This is a genomic window from Paracoccus sphaerophysae (genome assembly GCF_000763805.1).
GTDB lineage: Bacteria > Pseudomonadota > Alphaproteobacteria > Rhodobacterales > Rhodobacteraceae > Paracoccus > Paracoccus sphaerophysae.
The window spans coordinates 1-14,663 of the sequence record NZ_JRKS01000019.1 but is presented as its reverse complement, the minus strand read 5'-3'; the positions used below and the strand labels follow the sequence as shown (position 1 = coordinate 14,663).

13 protein-coding genes and 1 pseudogene are annotated in these 14,663 nt (G+C 68.2%); 12 read left to right on the top strand and 2 right to left on the bottom strand.

The window, feature by feature from the left end:
* Positions 1–5 precede the first annotated feature (5 nt).
* The 8 genes from lpdA (at position 6) to IC63_RS07635 (ending at position 10,799) form a co-directional block, all read left to right on the top strand.
* Complete coding sequence (lpdA, locus tag IC63_RS07670) at positions 6–1,793, top strand: dihydrolipoyl dehydrogenase (RefSeq protein ID WP_036718701.1); 1,788 nt, start codon at positions 6–8, stop codon at positions 1,791–1,793.
* A 123-nt stretch (positions 1,794–1,916) separates the two neighbouring features.
* On the top strand, positions 1,917–3,680 hold the full coding sequence (locus tag IC63_RS07665; protein WP_232222544.1) for an L-lactate permease: 1,764 nt from the start codon (positions 1,917–1,919) through the stop codon (positions 3,678–3,680).
* A 10-nt stretch (positions 3,681–3,690) separates the two neighbouring features.
* A complete protein-coding gene (locus IC63_RS07660) occupies positions 3,691–4,458 on the top strand; it encodes a (Fe-S)-binding protein (protein ID WP_036718695.1) in 768 nt (255 codons plus the stop codon).
* Between the two features lie 2 nt (positions 4,459–4,460).
* A complete protein-coding gene (locus IC63_RS07655; protein WP_036718693.1) occupies positions 4,461–5,900 on the top strand; it encodes a lactate utilization protein B in 1,440 nt (479 codons plus the stop codon).
* Positions 5,897–6,538, top strand: coding sequence for a LutC/YkgG family protein (locus IC63_RS07650; protein WP_036718690.1), 642 nt, complete (start codon positions 5,897–5,899; stop codon positions 6,536–6,538). The genes IC63_RS07655 and IC63_RS07650 overlap by 4 nt, the downstream gene beginning before the upstream one ends.
* 85 nt (positions 6,539–6,623) lie before the next feature.
* A complete protein-coding gene (gene dld, locus IC63_RS07645) occupies positions 6,624–8,333 on the top strand; it encodes a D-lactate dehydrogenase (RefSeq protein ID WP_052041972.1) in 1,710 nt (569 codons plus the stop codon).
* A 511-nt stretch (positions 8,334–8,844) separates the two neighbouring features.
* Entirely contained in the window at positions 8,845–9,699 is an 855-nt protein-coding gene (locus IC63_RS07640) for a DMT family transporter (RefSeq protein WP_036718753.1), read from the top strand.
* A gap of 380 nt (positions 9,700–10,079) precedes the next feature.
* Positions 10,080–10,799: a recombinase family protein gene (locus IC63_RS07635; RefSeq protein ID WP_456299424.1), complete on the top strand. Its 720-nt coding sequence runs from the start codon at positions 10,080–10,082 to the stop codon at positions 10,797–10,799.
* 371 nt (positions 10,800–11,170) lie between these two features.
* Here IC63_RS07635 and IC63_RS07630 read toward each other — a convergent pair.
* Positions 11,171–11,569: pseudogene (locus IC63_RS07630) on the bottom strand (PIN domain-containing protein).
* Positions 11,559–11,786: an AbrB/MazE/SpoVT family DNA-binding domain-containing protein gene (locus tag IC63_RS17410; protein WP_074827059.1), complete on the bottom strand. Its 228-nt coding sequence runs from the start codon at positions 11,784–11,786 to the stop codon at positions 11,559–11,561. Before IC63_RS17410 ends, IC63_RS07630 begins: the two are co-directional and overlap by 11 nt.
* Positions 11,787–12,006: 220 nt before the next feature.
* Here IC63_RS17410 and IC63_RS07625 point away from each other — a divergent pair, with 220 nt between their 5' ends.
* The 4 genes from IC63_RS07625 to IC63_RS07610 all read left to right on the top strand — a co-directional run bounded on the left by IC63_RS07625 (position 12,007) and on the right by IC63_RS07610 (position 14,454).
* Positions 12,007–12,471, top strand: a complete 465-nt coding sequence (locus IC63_RS07625) for a hypothetical protein (protein WP_156965408.1) — start codon at positions 12,007–12,009, stop codon at positions 12,469–12,471.
* Positions 12,468–12,956: a lysozyme inhibitor LprI family protein gene (locus IC63_RS07620; protein WP_036718684.1), complete on the top strand. Its 489-nt coding sequence runs from the start codon at positions 12,468–12,470 to the stop codon at positions 12,954–12,956. The genes IC63_RS07625 and IC63_RS07620 overlap by 4 nt, the downstream gene beginning before the upstream one ends.
* Positions 12,953–13,270: a hypothetical protein gene (locus IC63_RS07615; protein WP_036718682.1), complete on the top strand. Its 318-nt coding sequence runs from the start codon at positions 12,953–12,955 to the stop codon at positions 13,268–13,270. The genes IC63_RS07620 and IC63_RS07615 overlap by 4 nt, the downstream gene beginning before the upstream one ends.
* A 440-nt stretch (positions 13,271–13,710) precedes the next feature.
* Positions 13,711–14,454 carry a peptidoglycan-binding domain-containing protein gene (locus IC63_RS07610; RefSeq protein ID WP_036718679.1) on the top strand — a complete coding sequence of 248 codons (744 nt, stop codon included), beginning with the start codon at positions 13,711–13,713 and terminating at the stop codon, positions 14,452–14,454.
* The last annotated feature ends 209 nt before the right edge of the window (positions 14,455–14,663 follow it).

The window sequence follows — 14,663 nt, the reverse complement described above, 5'->3', positions numbered from 1 at the left end:
ACGTCATGGAAGTCAAGGTTCCCGATATTGGCGATTTCAAGGACGTGCCGGTCATCAGCATCCTCGTGGCCGTGGGCGATGAGGTGGCCGAGGAACAACCGCTGATCGAGCTTGAGTCCGACAAGGCGACGATGGAGGTGCCGTCGCCCGCCGCGGGGCGGGTCACGGCCATCGCCGTCAAGGAAGGCGACAAGGTGTCGGAGGGATCGCTGATCCTGACGCTGGAGGCCGCAGGCGCAGGCGCAGATAAGGGCGCGGGCACGGGCGAGGTGGAGCCGCGCAACAGGGACAGCGGCTATGGCGGGCGCGACGGTCCGACTGACGCCCCGGCCGCGCCGCAGCCCGCCCCGGCGGCAGTCCCCGCCTCCGCGCGCGGCGACGTCCATGCCGAGGTCGTGGTCCTCGGCTCCGGCCCCGGCGGCTATACCGCCGCCTTCCGGGCCGCCGACCTCGGCAAGAAGGTCGTTCTGATCGAAAGGAATCCAAGCCTCGGTGGCGTCTGCCTCAACGTCGGCTGCATTCCCTCTAAGGCGCTGCTGCACGCCGCCAAGGTCATCACCGAGGCCGAAGAGATGGCCGGCCACGGCATCGCCTTCGACACGCCCGTGGTGGACCTCGACAAGCTGCGCGGCTGGAAGGACTCGGTTGTCAAGCAACTGACCGGCGGCCTGTCCGGGTTGGCCAAGGGCCGCAAGGTGCAGGTGGTGACGGGCACCGGCCGCTTCACCGGCCCGAACATGATCGAGGTCGAACGGGACGGGGCGAAAACATCGGTCAGCTTCGACCAGTGCATCATCGCCGCCGGGTCGGAACCCGTGACGCTGCCCTTCATCCCGCATGACGACCCCCGCGTGATTGATTCCACCGGGGCGCTGGAACTGGACGGCATCCCCGAACGGATGCTGGTGCTGGGCGGCGGCATCATCGGGTTGGAGATGGCCTGCGTCTATGACGCGCTCGGCACCCGCATCACGGTGGTCGAGCTGATGGACCAGATCATCCCCGGCGCCGACAAGGACATCGTCAAACCCCTGCACAAACGCATCGAGGGACGGTATGAAAAGATCCTGCTGAAGACCAGGGTCACGGACGTGAAGGCGGGCGACGATGGCCTGACCGTCACCTTCGAGGACGAGAAGGGCGCGACCACGACCGACACGTTCGACCGCCTTCTGGTCGCGGTCGGGCGTCGCCCTAACGGCAAGCTGATCGGGGCCGAGGCGGCGGGCGTTGCGGTCGATGAGCGCGGCTTCATCGCCGTGGACAGCCAGCAGCGCACCAACGTCCCCCACATATTCGCCATCGGCGACGTCGTGGGTCAGCCGATGCTGGCGCACAAGGCGGTGCACGAGGGCAAGGTCGCGGCCGAGGTCGCGGCGGGGCAAAACCGCCATTTCGACGCCCGCGTGATCCCCTCGGTCGCCTACACCGACCCCGAGGTCGCCTGGGTCGGCGTGACCGAGGCGCAGGCCAAGGCCGAGGGCCGCAAGATCGGCAAGGGGGTGTTCCCCTGGGCGGCCTCGGGGCGGTCGCTGTCCTTGGGCCGGTCGGAAGGCATCACCAAGGTCATCTTCGACGAGGCCGACGATCGGGTGATCGGCGCGTGCATCGTCGGGCCAAACGCGGGCGACCTGATCGCCGAGGTGGCGCTGGCGATCGAGATGGGCGCCGACGCGGTGGACCTGGGCCATACCATCCACCCCCACCCGACGCTGAGCGAGACGGTCAACTTCGCCGCCGAGATGTTCGAGGGCACGATCACCGACCTGATCCCGCCGAAGAAGCGGCACTGAGCCGGGCGCGCCCGTATCCCGGTTTTCTGAAAGCCCGGCACGGGGAGGTTGCGCCGGGGACCACTGGAGCAACAAGACGGCGGGGCTGTCCCCGTGATCCGAGGAGGAAAGATGACTGGTTTCATGATATTCATCCTGGCCCTGCTGCCGATCGCGACAGTGTTCCTGTTGCTGGTGGTGCTGGAACGCTCGGCCAAGCTTTCGATGTTCGTGGCCTACCTGGTTACGGCGGCAACGGCCCTTCTGGTTTGGGGCACCGACCTGAACAAGGTTCTGGGGGCCACCGCCAACGGGGCCATTACCGCGATCAGCCTGCTTTACATCATCTTCGGCGCGATCCTGCTGCTGTTCACGCTTGAGGAAAGCGGCGGCATCCGGTCCATCCGCAACGGCTTCACCAGCATCTCTCCCGACCGGCGCGTGCAGGCCATCATCATCGCCTGGCTGTTCGGATCGCTGATCGAGGGCGCGTCGGGTTTCGGCACCCCCGCGGCCATCGCCGCCCCGCTGCTGGTCGCCATCGGCTTTCCCGCCATGGCCGCGGTTCTCGTGACGCTGATCATTCAAAGCACGCCGGTGTCCTTCGGCGCGGTCGGCACGCCGATCCTCGTCGGCGTCAACACCGGCCTCGGCGGCCAGGAGATCGTCGAGTCGACCATCGCGCCGATGGCCTACAGCGACTATCTGCTGGAGATCGCCGTCAAGGTCGCCACCATCCACAGCCTCGTGGGCTTCCTGATCCCGCTGATGCTGGTCGGGATGCTGACGCGCTTCTTCGGATCCAACCGCTCGTTCATCGAAGGATTCCGCATCTGGAAATTCGCGCTGTTCGCGGGCCTCGCCTTCACCGTCCCCTACTGGATCATCGCCAACATCCTGGGGCCGGAGTTCCCGTCGCTTCTGGGCGGCATCATCGGCCTGCTGATCGTCGTTCCGGCGGCGCGGGCGGGCTTCCTGATGCCGAAGGAGGTCTTCGACTTCCCGCCCCGCACCCAATGGGACGACGCCTGGGTCGGCAAGCTGGACGACCTTGAGGATCACCACGCCAGCCGTCCGGTGATGCCGCTGCTGAAGGCATGGGCGCCCTATCTGCTGGTCGTGGTGCTCTTGGTGCTGACCCGCGCGGTCGGACCGGTCAAGGCATGGCTCACTTCGCCCGAAGTGACGGTGGCGCTGGACAACCTGTTCGCCTCGGGCATCAACGCGCGGGTGCAGGTTCTGTATCTGCCCGGCACGGTGCTGATCCTTGCGTCGATTTTCGCCTTCTTCCTGCACGGGATGAGCGGGCGGGACTATGGCCGGGCGCTGCGGTCCTCGGGTTCGACCATGATCGCCGCCGCGCCCGCGCTGCTGCTGGCGGTGCCGATGGTGCAGGTGTTCATCAACTCGGCCTCGGACAGCCTGCCCAGCATGCCGATCGTCCTGGCCGAGGGCGTGTCGGCGGCGGTGGGTCAGGCATGGCCCATGTTCGCGCCGCTGATCGGGGCGATGGGCGCCTTTGTCGCCGGGTCGAACACGATCAGCAACATGATGTTCTCGCTGTTCCAGTTCTCGACCGCCGAGCAGATCGGCCTGGGCGCGGCGGGCGCGGGCACCGTGGTGGCGCTGCAGGCCATCGGGGGGGCCGCGGGCAACATGATCTGCGTGCACAACGTGGTCGCCGCCTCGGCCACGGTGGGTCTCGTCAACCGCGAGGGCGAGATCATCCGCATGACCCTGATCCCGATGACCTACTACATCGTCCAGGGCGGGTTCATCGGGCTTGCGCTGCTGGCCGGGGGATTCAACATGTGGTGGATCGCGGCGGCGGTCTGGGCGGCGGCCGTGCTGCTGTTCATGTCGCGGAACCGGGGGCGCGCGTCCAACCCCGTCGCCGTCCGAAGCTGAGGTAGGTAAAATGTCCGCAAAGCCCAATCCCCGCGTCGGCCTGTTCGTCACCTGCCTTGTCGATGCCATCCGGCCCGGGATCGGCTTTGCGGCCATCCAGCTGCTGGAGGAAGCGGGCTGCCGGGTCGAGGTGCCGCAGGCCCAGACCTGCTGCGGCCAGCCGGCGTTGAACAGCGGCGATGACAAGGACGCGGCGGACCTTGCGCGCCGGACCATCGCCGCCTTCGAGGGCCACGACTATGTCGTGCTGCCCTCGGGGTCCTGCGCCGGGACGATGGTGCACGCCTATCCCGAACTGCTGGCGGGCGACCCGGAATGGGCCGCCCGCGCCCGCGACTTTGCCGCCCGGACCCACGAGATCACCAGCTTCCTGGTCGATGTCATGGGCTACCGCCCCCGAGGCCGCCGACTTGACGCGACGGCCACCTATCACGACAGTTGCGCGGGCCTGCGGGAACTCGGCATCGCCGCGCAGCCGCGCGCGCTTCTCGCCTCGGTCGAGGGGCTCGAGATGCGGGGGCTTGAGGGCAACGACGTCTGCTGCGGCTTCGGCGGCACCTTTTGCGTGAAATATTCCTCCATCTCGAACGCCATCGTCACCGAAAAGGCCGAGGCGGTCGAGCGCACCGGGGCCGACCTGCTGCTGTCGGGCGACCTCGGCTGCCTGATGAACATGGCGGGCAAGCTGCACCGGCGGGGTGCGAAGACCCGCTGCTTCCACACCATCGAGGTTGTCGCGGGCCGCGCGGGCGGCCCCGCCATCGGCGAGGAGGGCTGAGCATGAACGCCCCGCAGCAAGGCTTCAAGGAACGCGCCGACGCCGCCCTGAAGAACGCGGTCCTGAAGATCGCCATCGACCGGACCACCGGCAACGCCGAGCGCAAGCGCGCCGTCGCGATCGCCGCCTTCCCCGAGTTTCAGGCCGCCCGCGCACGGGGCCGCGCCATCAAGGACCATGTCATCGCCCATCTCGACCACTATCTCGAGATGTTCGAACGGAACGCCACCGCCGCGGGCGCGACCGTCCACTGGGCCAGTGATGACGCCGAGGCCCGGGCCATCATCACCCGCATCTGCCTTGAGGCCGACGCGAAGCTTGTCACCCGCGCGAAATCCATGCTGGGCGAAGAGATCGGCCTGCCGCATGCGCTGGCCGACGCCGGGATCGAGCGGGTCGAGACGGACCTGGCCGAGCACATCATCCAGCTTGCGGGCGAACGGCCGTCGCATATCGTCTGGCCCGCCATGCACCGCACCCGCGAGCAGGTGGCCATCCTGTTCAAGGAAGCCCATCATCCGCCGCCGGCCGCCGATGATCCGGCAACCATGGTGCAAAGCGCCCGGCGCGAGCTGCGGGCCAAGTTCCTGGGCGCGGACGTGGGCATCTCGGGGGCGAACTTCCTGGTCGCCGACACCGGCGCCACCTGCACCGTCACCAACGAGGGCAACGCCGAGCTGACCACCACGCCGCCCCGCATCCACATCGTGACGGCGGGGATCGAGAAGCTGGTGCCATCCACCGCCCACGCCTTCGCGCTGCTGCGGCTGCTGGTGCGGTCGGCCACGGGTGGCGAGATGACGCAGTACACCACCTTCCACTGCGGCCCGAAACGCCCCGGCGACGCCGACGGCCCCGAGGAGATGCACATCGTCCTGGTGGACAACGGCCGCACGCGGATGCTGGCCGACGAGTTCCGCCCCATGCTGCGCTGCATCCGCTGCGGGGCCTGCATGAACCATTGCGTGGTCTATCGCCAGATCGGCGGGCACGCCTATGGCGGGACCTATCCCGGTCCCATGGGCGCGGTGCTGACGCCGGTTCTGGACGGGCTCGCGCAATCCCGTGACCTGCCCCATGCCTGCACCATGAACGGCCGCTGCGCCGAGGTCTGCCCGGTCGAGATCCCCCTGCCCACGCTGCTGCGGGCCTGGCGCACGCGCAGTTGGCGCGAGCGGCTGGAGCCCCGGTCCGTCCGCGCGGCCCTTGGCCTCTGGGCCATGGCGGCGCGGCGGCCGTGGCTTTACCTCCTGGGCAGCCGCATCGGCGTGCGGGCGCTGCGGCTGTTCGGGCGGCGCGGCTGGATCGGCAGCCTGCCGCTGGCCGGCGGCTGGACCGCCTACCGCGACATGCCGCGCCCGTCGGGGCGGACCTTCATGGAACAGTATCGCGCCGGACAGGCCGGGCGGGCCGGGCAGACGGGGCGGGAGACGCGGAAATGAGCGCGCGCGACCGCATCCTTGCCGCCATCCGCGCCGCCCGCCCGGCGCCCCTTCCGCCCGCCGAGGCCATCGCCGCCGAGGCCGCCGCCCTGCTCGATGCGCCCGAAAGCGTCCGCCCCCGGCCTGTCGAAGAGGTGCTGGCGGCGGAGTTTGTGCGGAAAGCCTCGGCCCTCGGGACGAGTTTCGACCATCTGCCCGACAGGGCGGCGATCCCCTTGGCTGTCAAACGCTATCTGGACACACATGGCCTGCCCCCGGCGCTGGCGCTGCAGCCGGCCCCGGCGCTTGCCGCTCTGGACTGGACGGACATAGACACCCATGACACCGTCGCGCCTGACCAGGCGGCCGCCCTGGGGCTTGCCCTCTGGGGCATCGCCGAGACCGGGTCGCTGGTCATCCACTCCGGGGCGGATGCGCCGATCCTGCTGTCCTTCCTGCCGCTGCACCACATCGTCGTGCTCGAGGAACGCAGCCTGCTACCGCATCTCGAAGACTATGCGGCGCGCATGGCGGGACAGCCCCAGCCCCGCAACGCCATCCTCATCACCGGCCCCAGCGGCACCACCGACATCGAGGGCAGCTATGTCCGGGGCGCGCACGGCCCCGGATTCCTGCATATCCTCATGATCGGCGGCTGAGGCCGGTCCCGCCCGTCATCCGCATCCCGGACCATCCCGCGTCCGGGCTGCCCCGTCATCGCCGATCCGACTGGAGCTCACGACCATGACGCAGCGATCCCCGACCGACCTCAAGGCGGACCCCGCGCCTGTCGAATCCGGCCCGGCCTTCCTCGACGCGCTTCGCGCAACCGTGGGGCCGCGCCACGTCCTGACCCGGCCGCAGGACACCGAGCGCTTCCGCATGGGATACCGCTCCGGCGGCGGCGAGGCCGAGGCGGTCGTCCGCCCCGGCTCGCTGCTGGAACTGTGGCAGGTGCTGCAGCTTTGCGTGAAGGCGGGACGGATCGTGATCGCGCAGGCGGCCAACACCGGGCTGACCGAGGGCTCGACCCCCAAGGGCACCTATGACCGGCCCGTGGTGATCGTGAACACCCTGCGGCTGTCGCGGATCGACCCGATCCTCGACGGCGCGCAGGTACTCTGCCACGCGGGGGCGACGCTTTACGAGCTTGAGCGCAGGCTCGATCCCCTGGGGCGCGATCCCCATTCGGTGATCGGATCAAGCTGCATCGGCGCCTCGGTCGTGGGCGGGGTCTGCAACAACTCGGGCGGCGCCTTGGTGCGGCGGGGCCCGGCCTACACGGAACTGGCGCTGTTCGCCCGGCTGGATGCGGACGGGACGCTGCGGCTGGTCAACAACCTCGGGCTGCGGCTCGGCAATGATCCCGAGGCGATCCTGCGCCGCCTGGATGCGGGCGAGATCCGGCCCGGGGACGTGGACCCCCAAGCCGGCGCGGCGTCCGATCACGGCTATGCGGAACGCGTCCGCGACGTGGATGCAGAAACGCCCGGCCGCTTCAACGCCGATCCGGGGCGGCTGCACGAGGCCTCGGGCTGCGCCGGGCGGCTCGCCGTCTTCGCGGTGCGGCTGGACACCTTCCCGCGCCCCGCCGCGGCCGAGGTCCTTTACGTCGGCACCAACGACGCGGCCGCGCTTGCCACCCTGCGCCGTCGCCTTCTCACCGAACTCGACCCGCTGCCGATCGTGGGCGAGTATATCCATCGCGAGGCCTGGGACATGGCGGCCCGCTTTGGCCGGGACACGCGCCTGTTCATCGAATGGTTCGGCACCGCCCGGATGCCCGTAATGTTCGCGCTGAAGGCTTGGGCGGATGCGCGGCTGCGGAAGATTCCCCTGACTTCGGACCTCAGCGACCGCGTCCTTCAGGTCGCGGGCCAGCTTGCGCCTGGACGGTTGCCGCGCCGGATGCGCGACTTCCGCAACCGTTTCGAGCATCACCTGATCCTCAGGGTGGAAGCCCCGGTCGATCACGCCGGGCGCATCCTGAACGAGACGGTGGGCGCCGACGGCTGGTTCCGCTGCACGCCCGGCGAAGGGTCAAAGGCGTTGCTGCACCGCTTTGCGGTGGCGGGCGCGGCCGTGCGATACGAAGCGATGAACCGGCGACGCACCGGGGGCCTGGTGGCGCTGGACGTGGCGCTTCGGCGCAACGACCGCGACTGGATCAAGCCGGTGCCGCCGGAATGGGCGGACCAGGTGGCGGCGACCCTTTCCTATGGCCATTTCCTTTGCCACGTCTTCCATCTGGACTACGTGCTGAAGAAGGGCGCCGATCCCGCTGCCTTCAAGAAGGCCATGCTGGCGATGCTGGACGCCGAGGGTGCCGAATACCCGGCCGAGCACAACGTGGGCCATCTTTATCACGCCAAGCCCCAGCTTGCCGCCTTCTACGAGGGCCTCGATCCCTTGGCGCGCTTCAACCCCGGAATCGGCGGCACGCGCCGTTCCTGAGGGCTGCCGCCGGTCCCGGCGGGATCGGTCCGGTGCCCTCATGCCTTTGGCGGAACGGCTGTTCCGCCGGGTCTGCCTCTGCCCCGGTCTGCGGCAAGGCGGCAGGGGCGACCGGGCAGGGTTCCGGGCGCGGGCCATCCGCGGCCCGTTGCCCCCCTGTCGGCGGCTCCGGCCTGTCCTGCCCCTCTACATCAACGCCTGCTGTCCCTCCGGATACCGGTCGCCGCTGCCATCCGGGCGGGACCGGCGGACCGGGCGGGGCGCGGCCCGGCATGTCACGTCTTCATGGCCGTGTCCCGATGCGCATGCTTCATCATTTCCTTTCTTCCGGGTATCTGGCGGGGCAATGTTCTGAACCTGCCTGCAAACTCAGGTCGCTGCCCGTGGGCCTGCCGCCCCCCGCCCTGCGTCTGCGGGACTTGGCAGGCTTGCATCAGCCGGATGCGGGGGGTTCCGATCCGGCCTTGCGCGCTGCCGGATAGCGCGCCGATGCGGACTGAAGGAAATGCCGATGCAAACCCCTGCGCCCCTGACGGTTCTTGGCCTTGTCGCCCTTGCCACCACGGCGATCGTCTGCGGCGACACGGCCGGCAAGCTGCTGACGGGGGCGGGGGTGCAGCCGCTGTTCGTGGCCTGGTCGCGCTTCGCGCTGGCGGCCCTGCTGCTGTTCTGGGTGCTGGGCCTGGGGCCGACCGGCCTGGGGCGCCTGCTGGACTGGCGGCTGATCCTGCGGGCGGCCCTGATCGTCGGCGCCATCTCCTCGATCCTGACCGCGCTTCGGACCGAGCCCATCGCGAATGTCTTTGGCGCCTTCTTCATCGGCCCGATCGTGGCCTATGTGCTGTCGGCCCTGCTGCTGGGCGAGCGCGTGTCCTTGGCGCGCACGGTGATGCTGGCGCTGGGATTTGCCGGCGTGCTGCTGGTCGTCCGGCCCGGCGGCGAGATGGGGACCGGCATGATCTTCGCGGTGCTGGCCGGCACGCTCTACGGCTCGTATCTTGCCGCGACGCGCTGGCTGACCGCCTTCTATCCGCCGCCCTTCCTGCTCGGCTCGCAACTGCTGATCGGGGCGGTGCTGCTGCTGCCTGCGGGCCTTGCCAGCATTCCGGCAAGCACCGACCTGCGGGTCTGGGTGCTTGTGATCGTCAGTTCGCTTGCCTCTGCCTTCGGCAACTATCTGCTGGTGGTCGTGAACCGGACGACGCCGGCGACGGTCTCGGCGCCCCTCATCTATTTCCAGTTGATCGCCGCCACCGTGATCGGGTTCTTCGTCTTCGGCGACTGGCCGGAACCACTGACCCTGCTGGGCCTTGCCGTGATCTTCGCCTCGGGTGTCGGGGGCCTAGCGCTAGTGCCGAGGCGCTAGGCGCGGCGGCCCCGCTTGTGGCGTAAACTGACAAGCGCCACGAAGCTGCTTTGCAGTAGCTCAGCCGCTGCACGCGATCCACCCGTGCAGCGGCGCGGGAGGTCTGCAGTCGCGCCCTGTTCCCCGGACACGCCCGAGAAACCTGAACGCCGTCTGCAGAGCGCACTGCGCCCAAGCGACCGTATGCAAACCGCAACAGGGCCAAAGGCGAGCGGAGCCCTTAAGGAAGTGCGCCAGCGCCAGCCTGGCTCGCAGCCCTCGTCCGAACGAAGCCCTGGCTCTGCAGGGGCGCATCTCGCGGCACGGGACAAGCTCCTGCGCTCCTACTATACGAGGCGGCCGCGCAAGTTCGACCCCGGCCAGCACACCCGCCACGACATGTGCAGATCACACGACCAGCCTGCGACAAACACCTGTTTGTCGCAAATCCGTCCGGCCGACGGGCGCGCGGGCCCTCGAGCTACGCCCGTATCTCGACATCAGAGGGTGGTCAGATCATGGACCGCCAGCTCGATGCGCTCGCTGCCGCAGGCTGCGAGCGGGTGTTCGAGGACCGTGCATCTGGGGCAACGGGGGCCAAGGACCGGCCCAGCCTCAAGGCCTGCCTGGACTGGCTGCGGGCCGGAGATGTTCTCGTCGTACTCGATCTCGATCGCCTGGGCCGGCTCGCCAGCGAACTGGTGCAGCTGATCGATACTCTTGCCGCGCGACAGATCGGGTTTCGGGCGCTCAATTCACCGATGGACACCACCACGCCGCAGGGGCGTGCGTTCCTTCAGATCCAGGCGGCGTTTGCCGAAATGGAGCGTAACGTGATCCGCCAGAGAGTCAGGGAGGGCCTCGCCGCGGCCCGCGCTCGGGGGCGGAAGGGTGGCCGGCCGCGGGTCATGACGGCCGACAAGCTACGCTATGCCCGGCACCTGATGGCTGATCGCGAGCGGTCGATTCCCTCGATCTGCGTGGAACTGGGCGGGATCAGACCTTCGACCCTCTATCACTACCTTCATGCCGACGGCGCATTGAAGCGTCCGGGGCAGGAACTGCTGGGCAATGAGCAGACGACGGGTGATCTGGATGGAGAAGCCGCAAAGGGCGCTTGACCTGCGAGGCGCGACCAGACAACCCGGTCCCCTGCAGGAACCATAGGTGCGGGGGTACGGCCCTCGAGGGCAGTCTTTGCAGCCGCTGCCACCTGCATCATAGATCCGCCCCCAGGCGTGCAGGTGTTTCCAGTTGCACCCGCACTGCTGCGCGTCGGGGCGACCCCACGGCGCAAGCCGGCCGGCTGCATATTGCGGCGCAGGCCCGCGCGAGGCCCCCGTCCCGGCCCATGGCCAGAGCGTCGGTTCGGCCGGTGCGGGCTTGTGCGAATTTACTTTGCCTATCTGCAACGGCCGTTGGCTTTCGCCGGATCAGGCGCTCCAGCAGCCTTGGTGCGCATGATCCGGCCGTAGCCTTGCCGGCCCGGCGCCTAAACTTGGAAAGGATCGATGATGCGGAGCCTGCCTTCGACCAGCATGCCGTCCTGCATGTCCTCGCTCAGCAGCCGGTCGCAGCCGTTCACCAGTGCGGCCGATACGATCATCGCATCATAAGCAGAAAACCCGTAACGTGCACCCAAGGCCAAGCCAACGCGATGCACCTCGGCCGTCAGATCGCATACCGGACACACCGCTTGAACTTCGGCGAGAAACTCGGCGGCTTCGGGCCAGCTCATGCGCGCCTTGCGGAGGCAGTTGGCCAGCGTCTCGTTCAGCACCTGCACACTGATCATCCCGCCGCTGGCGACGACTCAGGCGGCGCGGTCTGCCTTGGGGCCATCGTCCAGCAGATATAGAATGACGTTTGTATCGAGGAAATCAGCGCTCATTCGCCGCGTCACGGCACAGGCGGTCCGCAGCGGGCAGCCTGCCGCGGAAGCGGCGCAACCCATCCAGGAGCTCGGCCGGCGTAGGTTGGCGCCGCACGATTAGATGACCCTCGGCAGGTGTCAGTTCGACCCGATCGCCTTCCTTGAGACCCATTTCACGGACCAGTCCAGCGGGCAGTCGAACCGCCAGCGAGTTTCCCCATTTTGCAACCTGCATCGGGCGGTCTTTCGGATGGATATACAGACGGTATATACATATCCATCCCTCTCGCCTTACTCAAGCGCAATGACCAGTCGGCGTTCAACGGGCAACTTCCAAGCGGTCGGTATCGGTGAAAACCCCGGACCCCAGCTGTTGTGGGAGGAGCGTAAGATCGCGCTTGCGCGCACGGCAGTCTTGGCGGACGTTGAGCGAACTGACGCGTTGGGACACCGCTATGTGGCACTGGACCATTGCCCTGATCACCGTTGCGGCGGATCCTGCCTTGGCCGAGGAAGCGGATTACGACCCGCGCTTCCTCGCTGCCTGTCTTTACCGCATGGAGGGCGAAGCGGCGCGGGCGGGCTGCATCGGGATTGGCGCGCAGGTCTGTCTCGACAGTGAGCGCACCGACAGCGCGCAGCGGATGGCGGGATGCTATGCGGCCGAGCACGACGATTGGCAGGCCCGGCAGGACTTGGGCCTTGCCGGGCTGCGCGAAAAGCATAAGTCGCCTGACATGCTGACCGATGGTCTCGCCGCCCGTCAGGTCTGGGCGGCAGATTTGTGCGGCGCCTACGCCCTGACCGTCACCGATGGCGGAGAGACACTGGAGGTCGCGCGAGAGGAGTGTCTCATGCGGGAAACCGCCCACGCCGCCCTGACGCTTGAGCCTTACGTTCCGGTGGAGAGAGAGGAATGACGCGCCTGCTGCTGGCCGCGGCGTCACTGGCTCCTGCGCTGCTGGCCCCGCTACCGGTCCTCGCCCTTGCCTTCGACGACGAGCTTCTGCCCGCTTGCCTCGCCGCAGCGCAAACGCATGGCGCGCGCGAGGACTGCATCCAAGTCGCGCATCTCGCCTGCCTGGACGCCGAGTGGGAGAAGGCCGAGGACCGGATCGGCTCGATGACCGCCTGCACCCAGGCAGCGACCGCCCAGTGGCAGGTTCGTCTTGACCGCGCTCAGGCCGCGCTAATGGCCTGGGTGCGTGACGGCTACGCCGAGAACCTGCCTCTGCTGGAAGCTGAGATCGCGGCCTTTCCGGTGTTCCGGGACGCTGTCTGCGCCTATGAGGCCCGACACTACGCCCACGGCGAAGGCGGCCTGATCGCGGCCGAGGCCTGCGTGATGCGGGAGACTGCGCGACAGGCCCTGCGAATTGAATCCTGGAACGGTGGAGGCCGATGAGGGCCGGGACCGTCGTTCTGCTGGTTCTTCCGGCCACCAACCACGGTTGGCGGCCGTGGCCCCTGCATAAGGCCTATCTTTTGCCTCTGCTGCTGGCCTTCCCTGTGCTGGCGGCAGCGGACACTTTGTCCTGCCCAGCCGCGCTGGTCTGCCGCGAGGGAGTTTGCGAAACCGCTACCGGCGACGAGGGCGCGCGGCTGGTGTCGGAGGCGGGCTGGCTGGGCCTGTCGTCGGACGGGCCGCCGGTTGAGGTCACCGCGCAGGATTTGGATGGCGGCGTCACCAATATGAGAGCCTCGACAGGGGTGAAATGATCGCGGTCCGCTCCGGCGATCTGGCATTCGACTATCGGCGCAGGACGCCGCGTGGTGTGCTGCAACTCAAGGGAAATTGCGTGGAATGACCGACAGAGCCAAGTAGGCAAGGTTTTGTCCCGGAATTCTGACTGGGTCAGAACCCGCAGGTTTTGGACGTGCCACGGACGACCATTTTTTGACACGACCGACAGATTTCAGTCTGGAGTTACTCCTGTACGAGAGCGTTACGAGCGTTGGTCTTGTGCGTCATCAAGCTTGCTGGACCGAGGAACGCTGCTCGAGATAGCCAACGGTTGCATCTGCTGCACGCTCCGCGACCGAGAGTTGCGGCGCCCGTATCGGCGCTGACTTGGGCACAGAGACGGAACCCGAACCGCCGCCCGGGGCGTTGCCCCGTCAGAAATCTGACAAACGTCGGCTCGAGACAGGATCCTGCCATGACCCCCAGCTTGTTTATCAAGGCCGCCACGGTGATGGTGGCGATGGCCGTGCCCGCCCATGCGGACGACACGGTCAAGAACATTGTCGGCGGCATCGCCAAGCAATACCTGCAGCAGGAACAGGACCGCGCCGCCTTCGCGCAGGCGCAGAGCGTCAACACGCTGAACGCCTATCAGAGTTATCTTCGCCAATTCCCGAACGGCGCCTATGCCAGCCATGCCCGCGACCGGGTCGAGCGGCTGGGCGGCACGACCCCGGCGGGCTCGGGCGGGGTGTCGCTGTCGGCGGCCGACCGGGTCGAGGTGCAGCGGCGCCTGAACGCCCTTGGGTATTCCACCGGGGGTACCGATGGCAGCTTTGGCCCCGGCACCCGCCGGGCCATCGCCTTGTGGCAGCGTGACCGGAACTATGCCCAGACGGGCACCCTGACCCGTGCCCAGGCGACCGAGATCCTACGAGGCCGGTCGACCGGCGATGTCCCCTCTGCCGGTTCGGCGGCCGCGGCCGAAGCGGACGGGGGCGGCAGCGCGGCTCAAAGCGAGCGTGCCTTGGGGTTGAGCGTTGCGCAGCGCAGCGCGGTGCAGGCCGGGCTGACCCGGCGAGGCTTCGACACCCGCGGCGTGGACGGGACCTTCGGGCCCGGGACCCGTCGGGCGATTGCCAACTGGCAGCGCGCCAACGACCTGTCGGCGACCGGCTATCTGACCGGCCCGCAGTTCCAGCGCTTGACCACCCGCTGACGCCTTCCCCCGTGCCCTCACCGGACTAGGCGGGCCGACGGCGGCGGCGCAGCGGAAGAAATCGCTGCTGTGCCGCGGCTCTGATGATGTGACCGCCCCCCGACGGCATCTGATGTGCCAAGGTGGGTCTGCAACGATCCACAAAGGGGAGCGGTCATGTCGGAGATTATCACGGTCGGGCTCGATCTGGCGAAGAATGTATTCCAGGT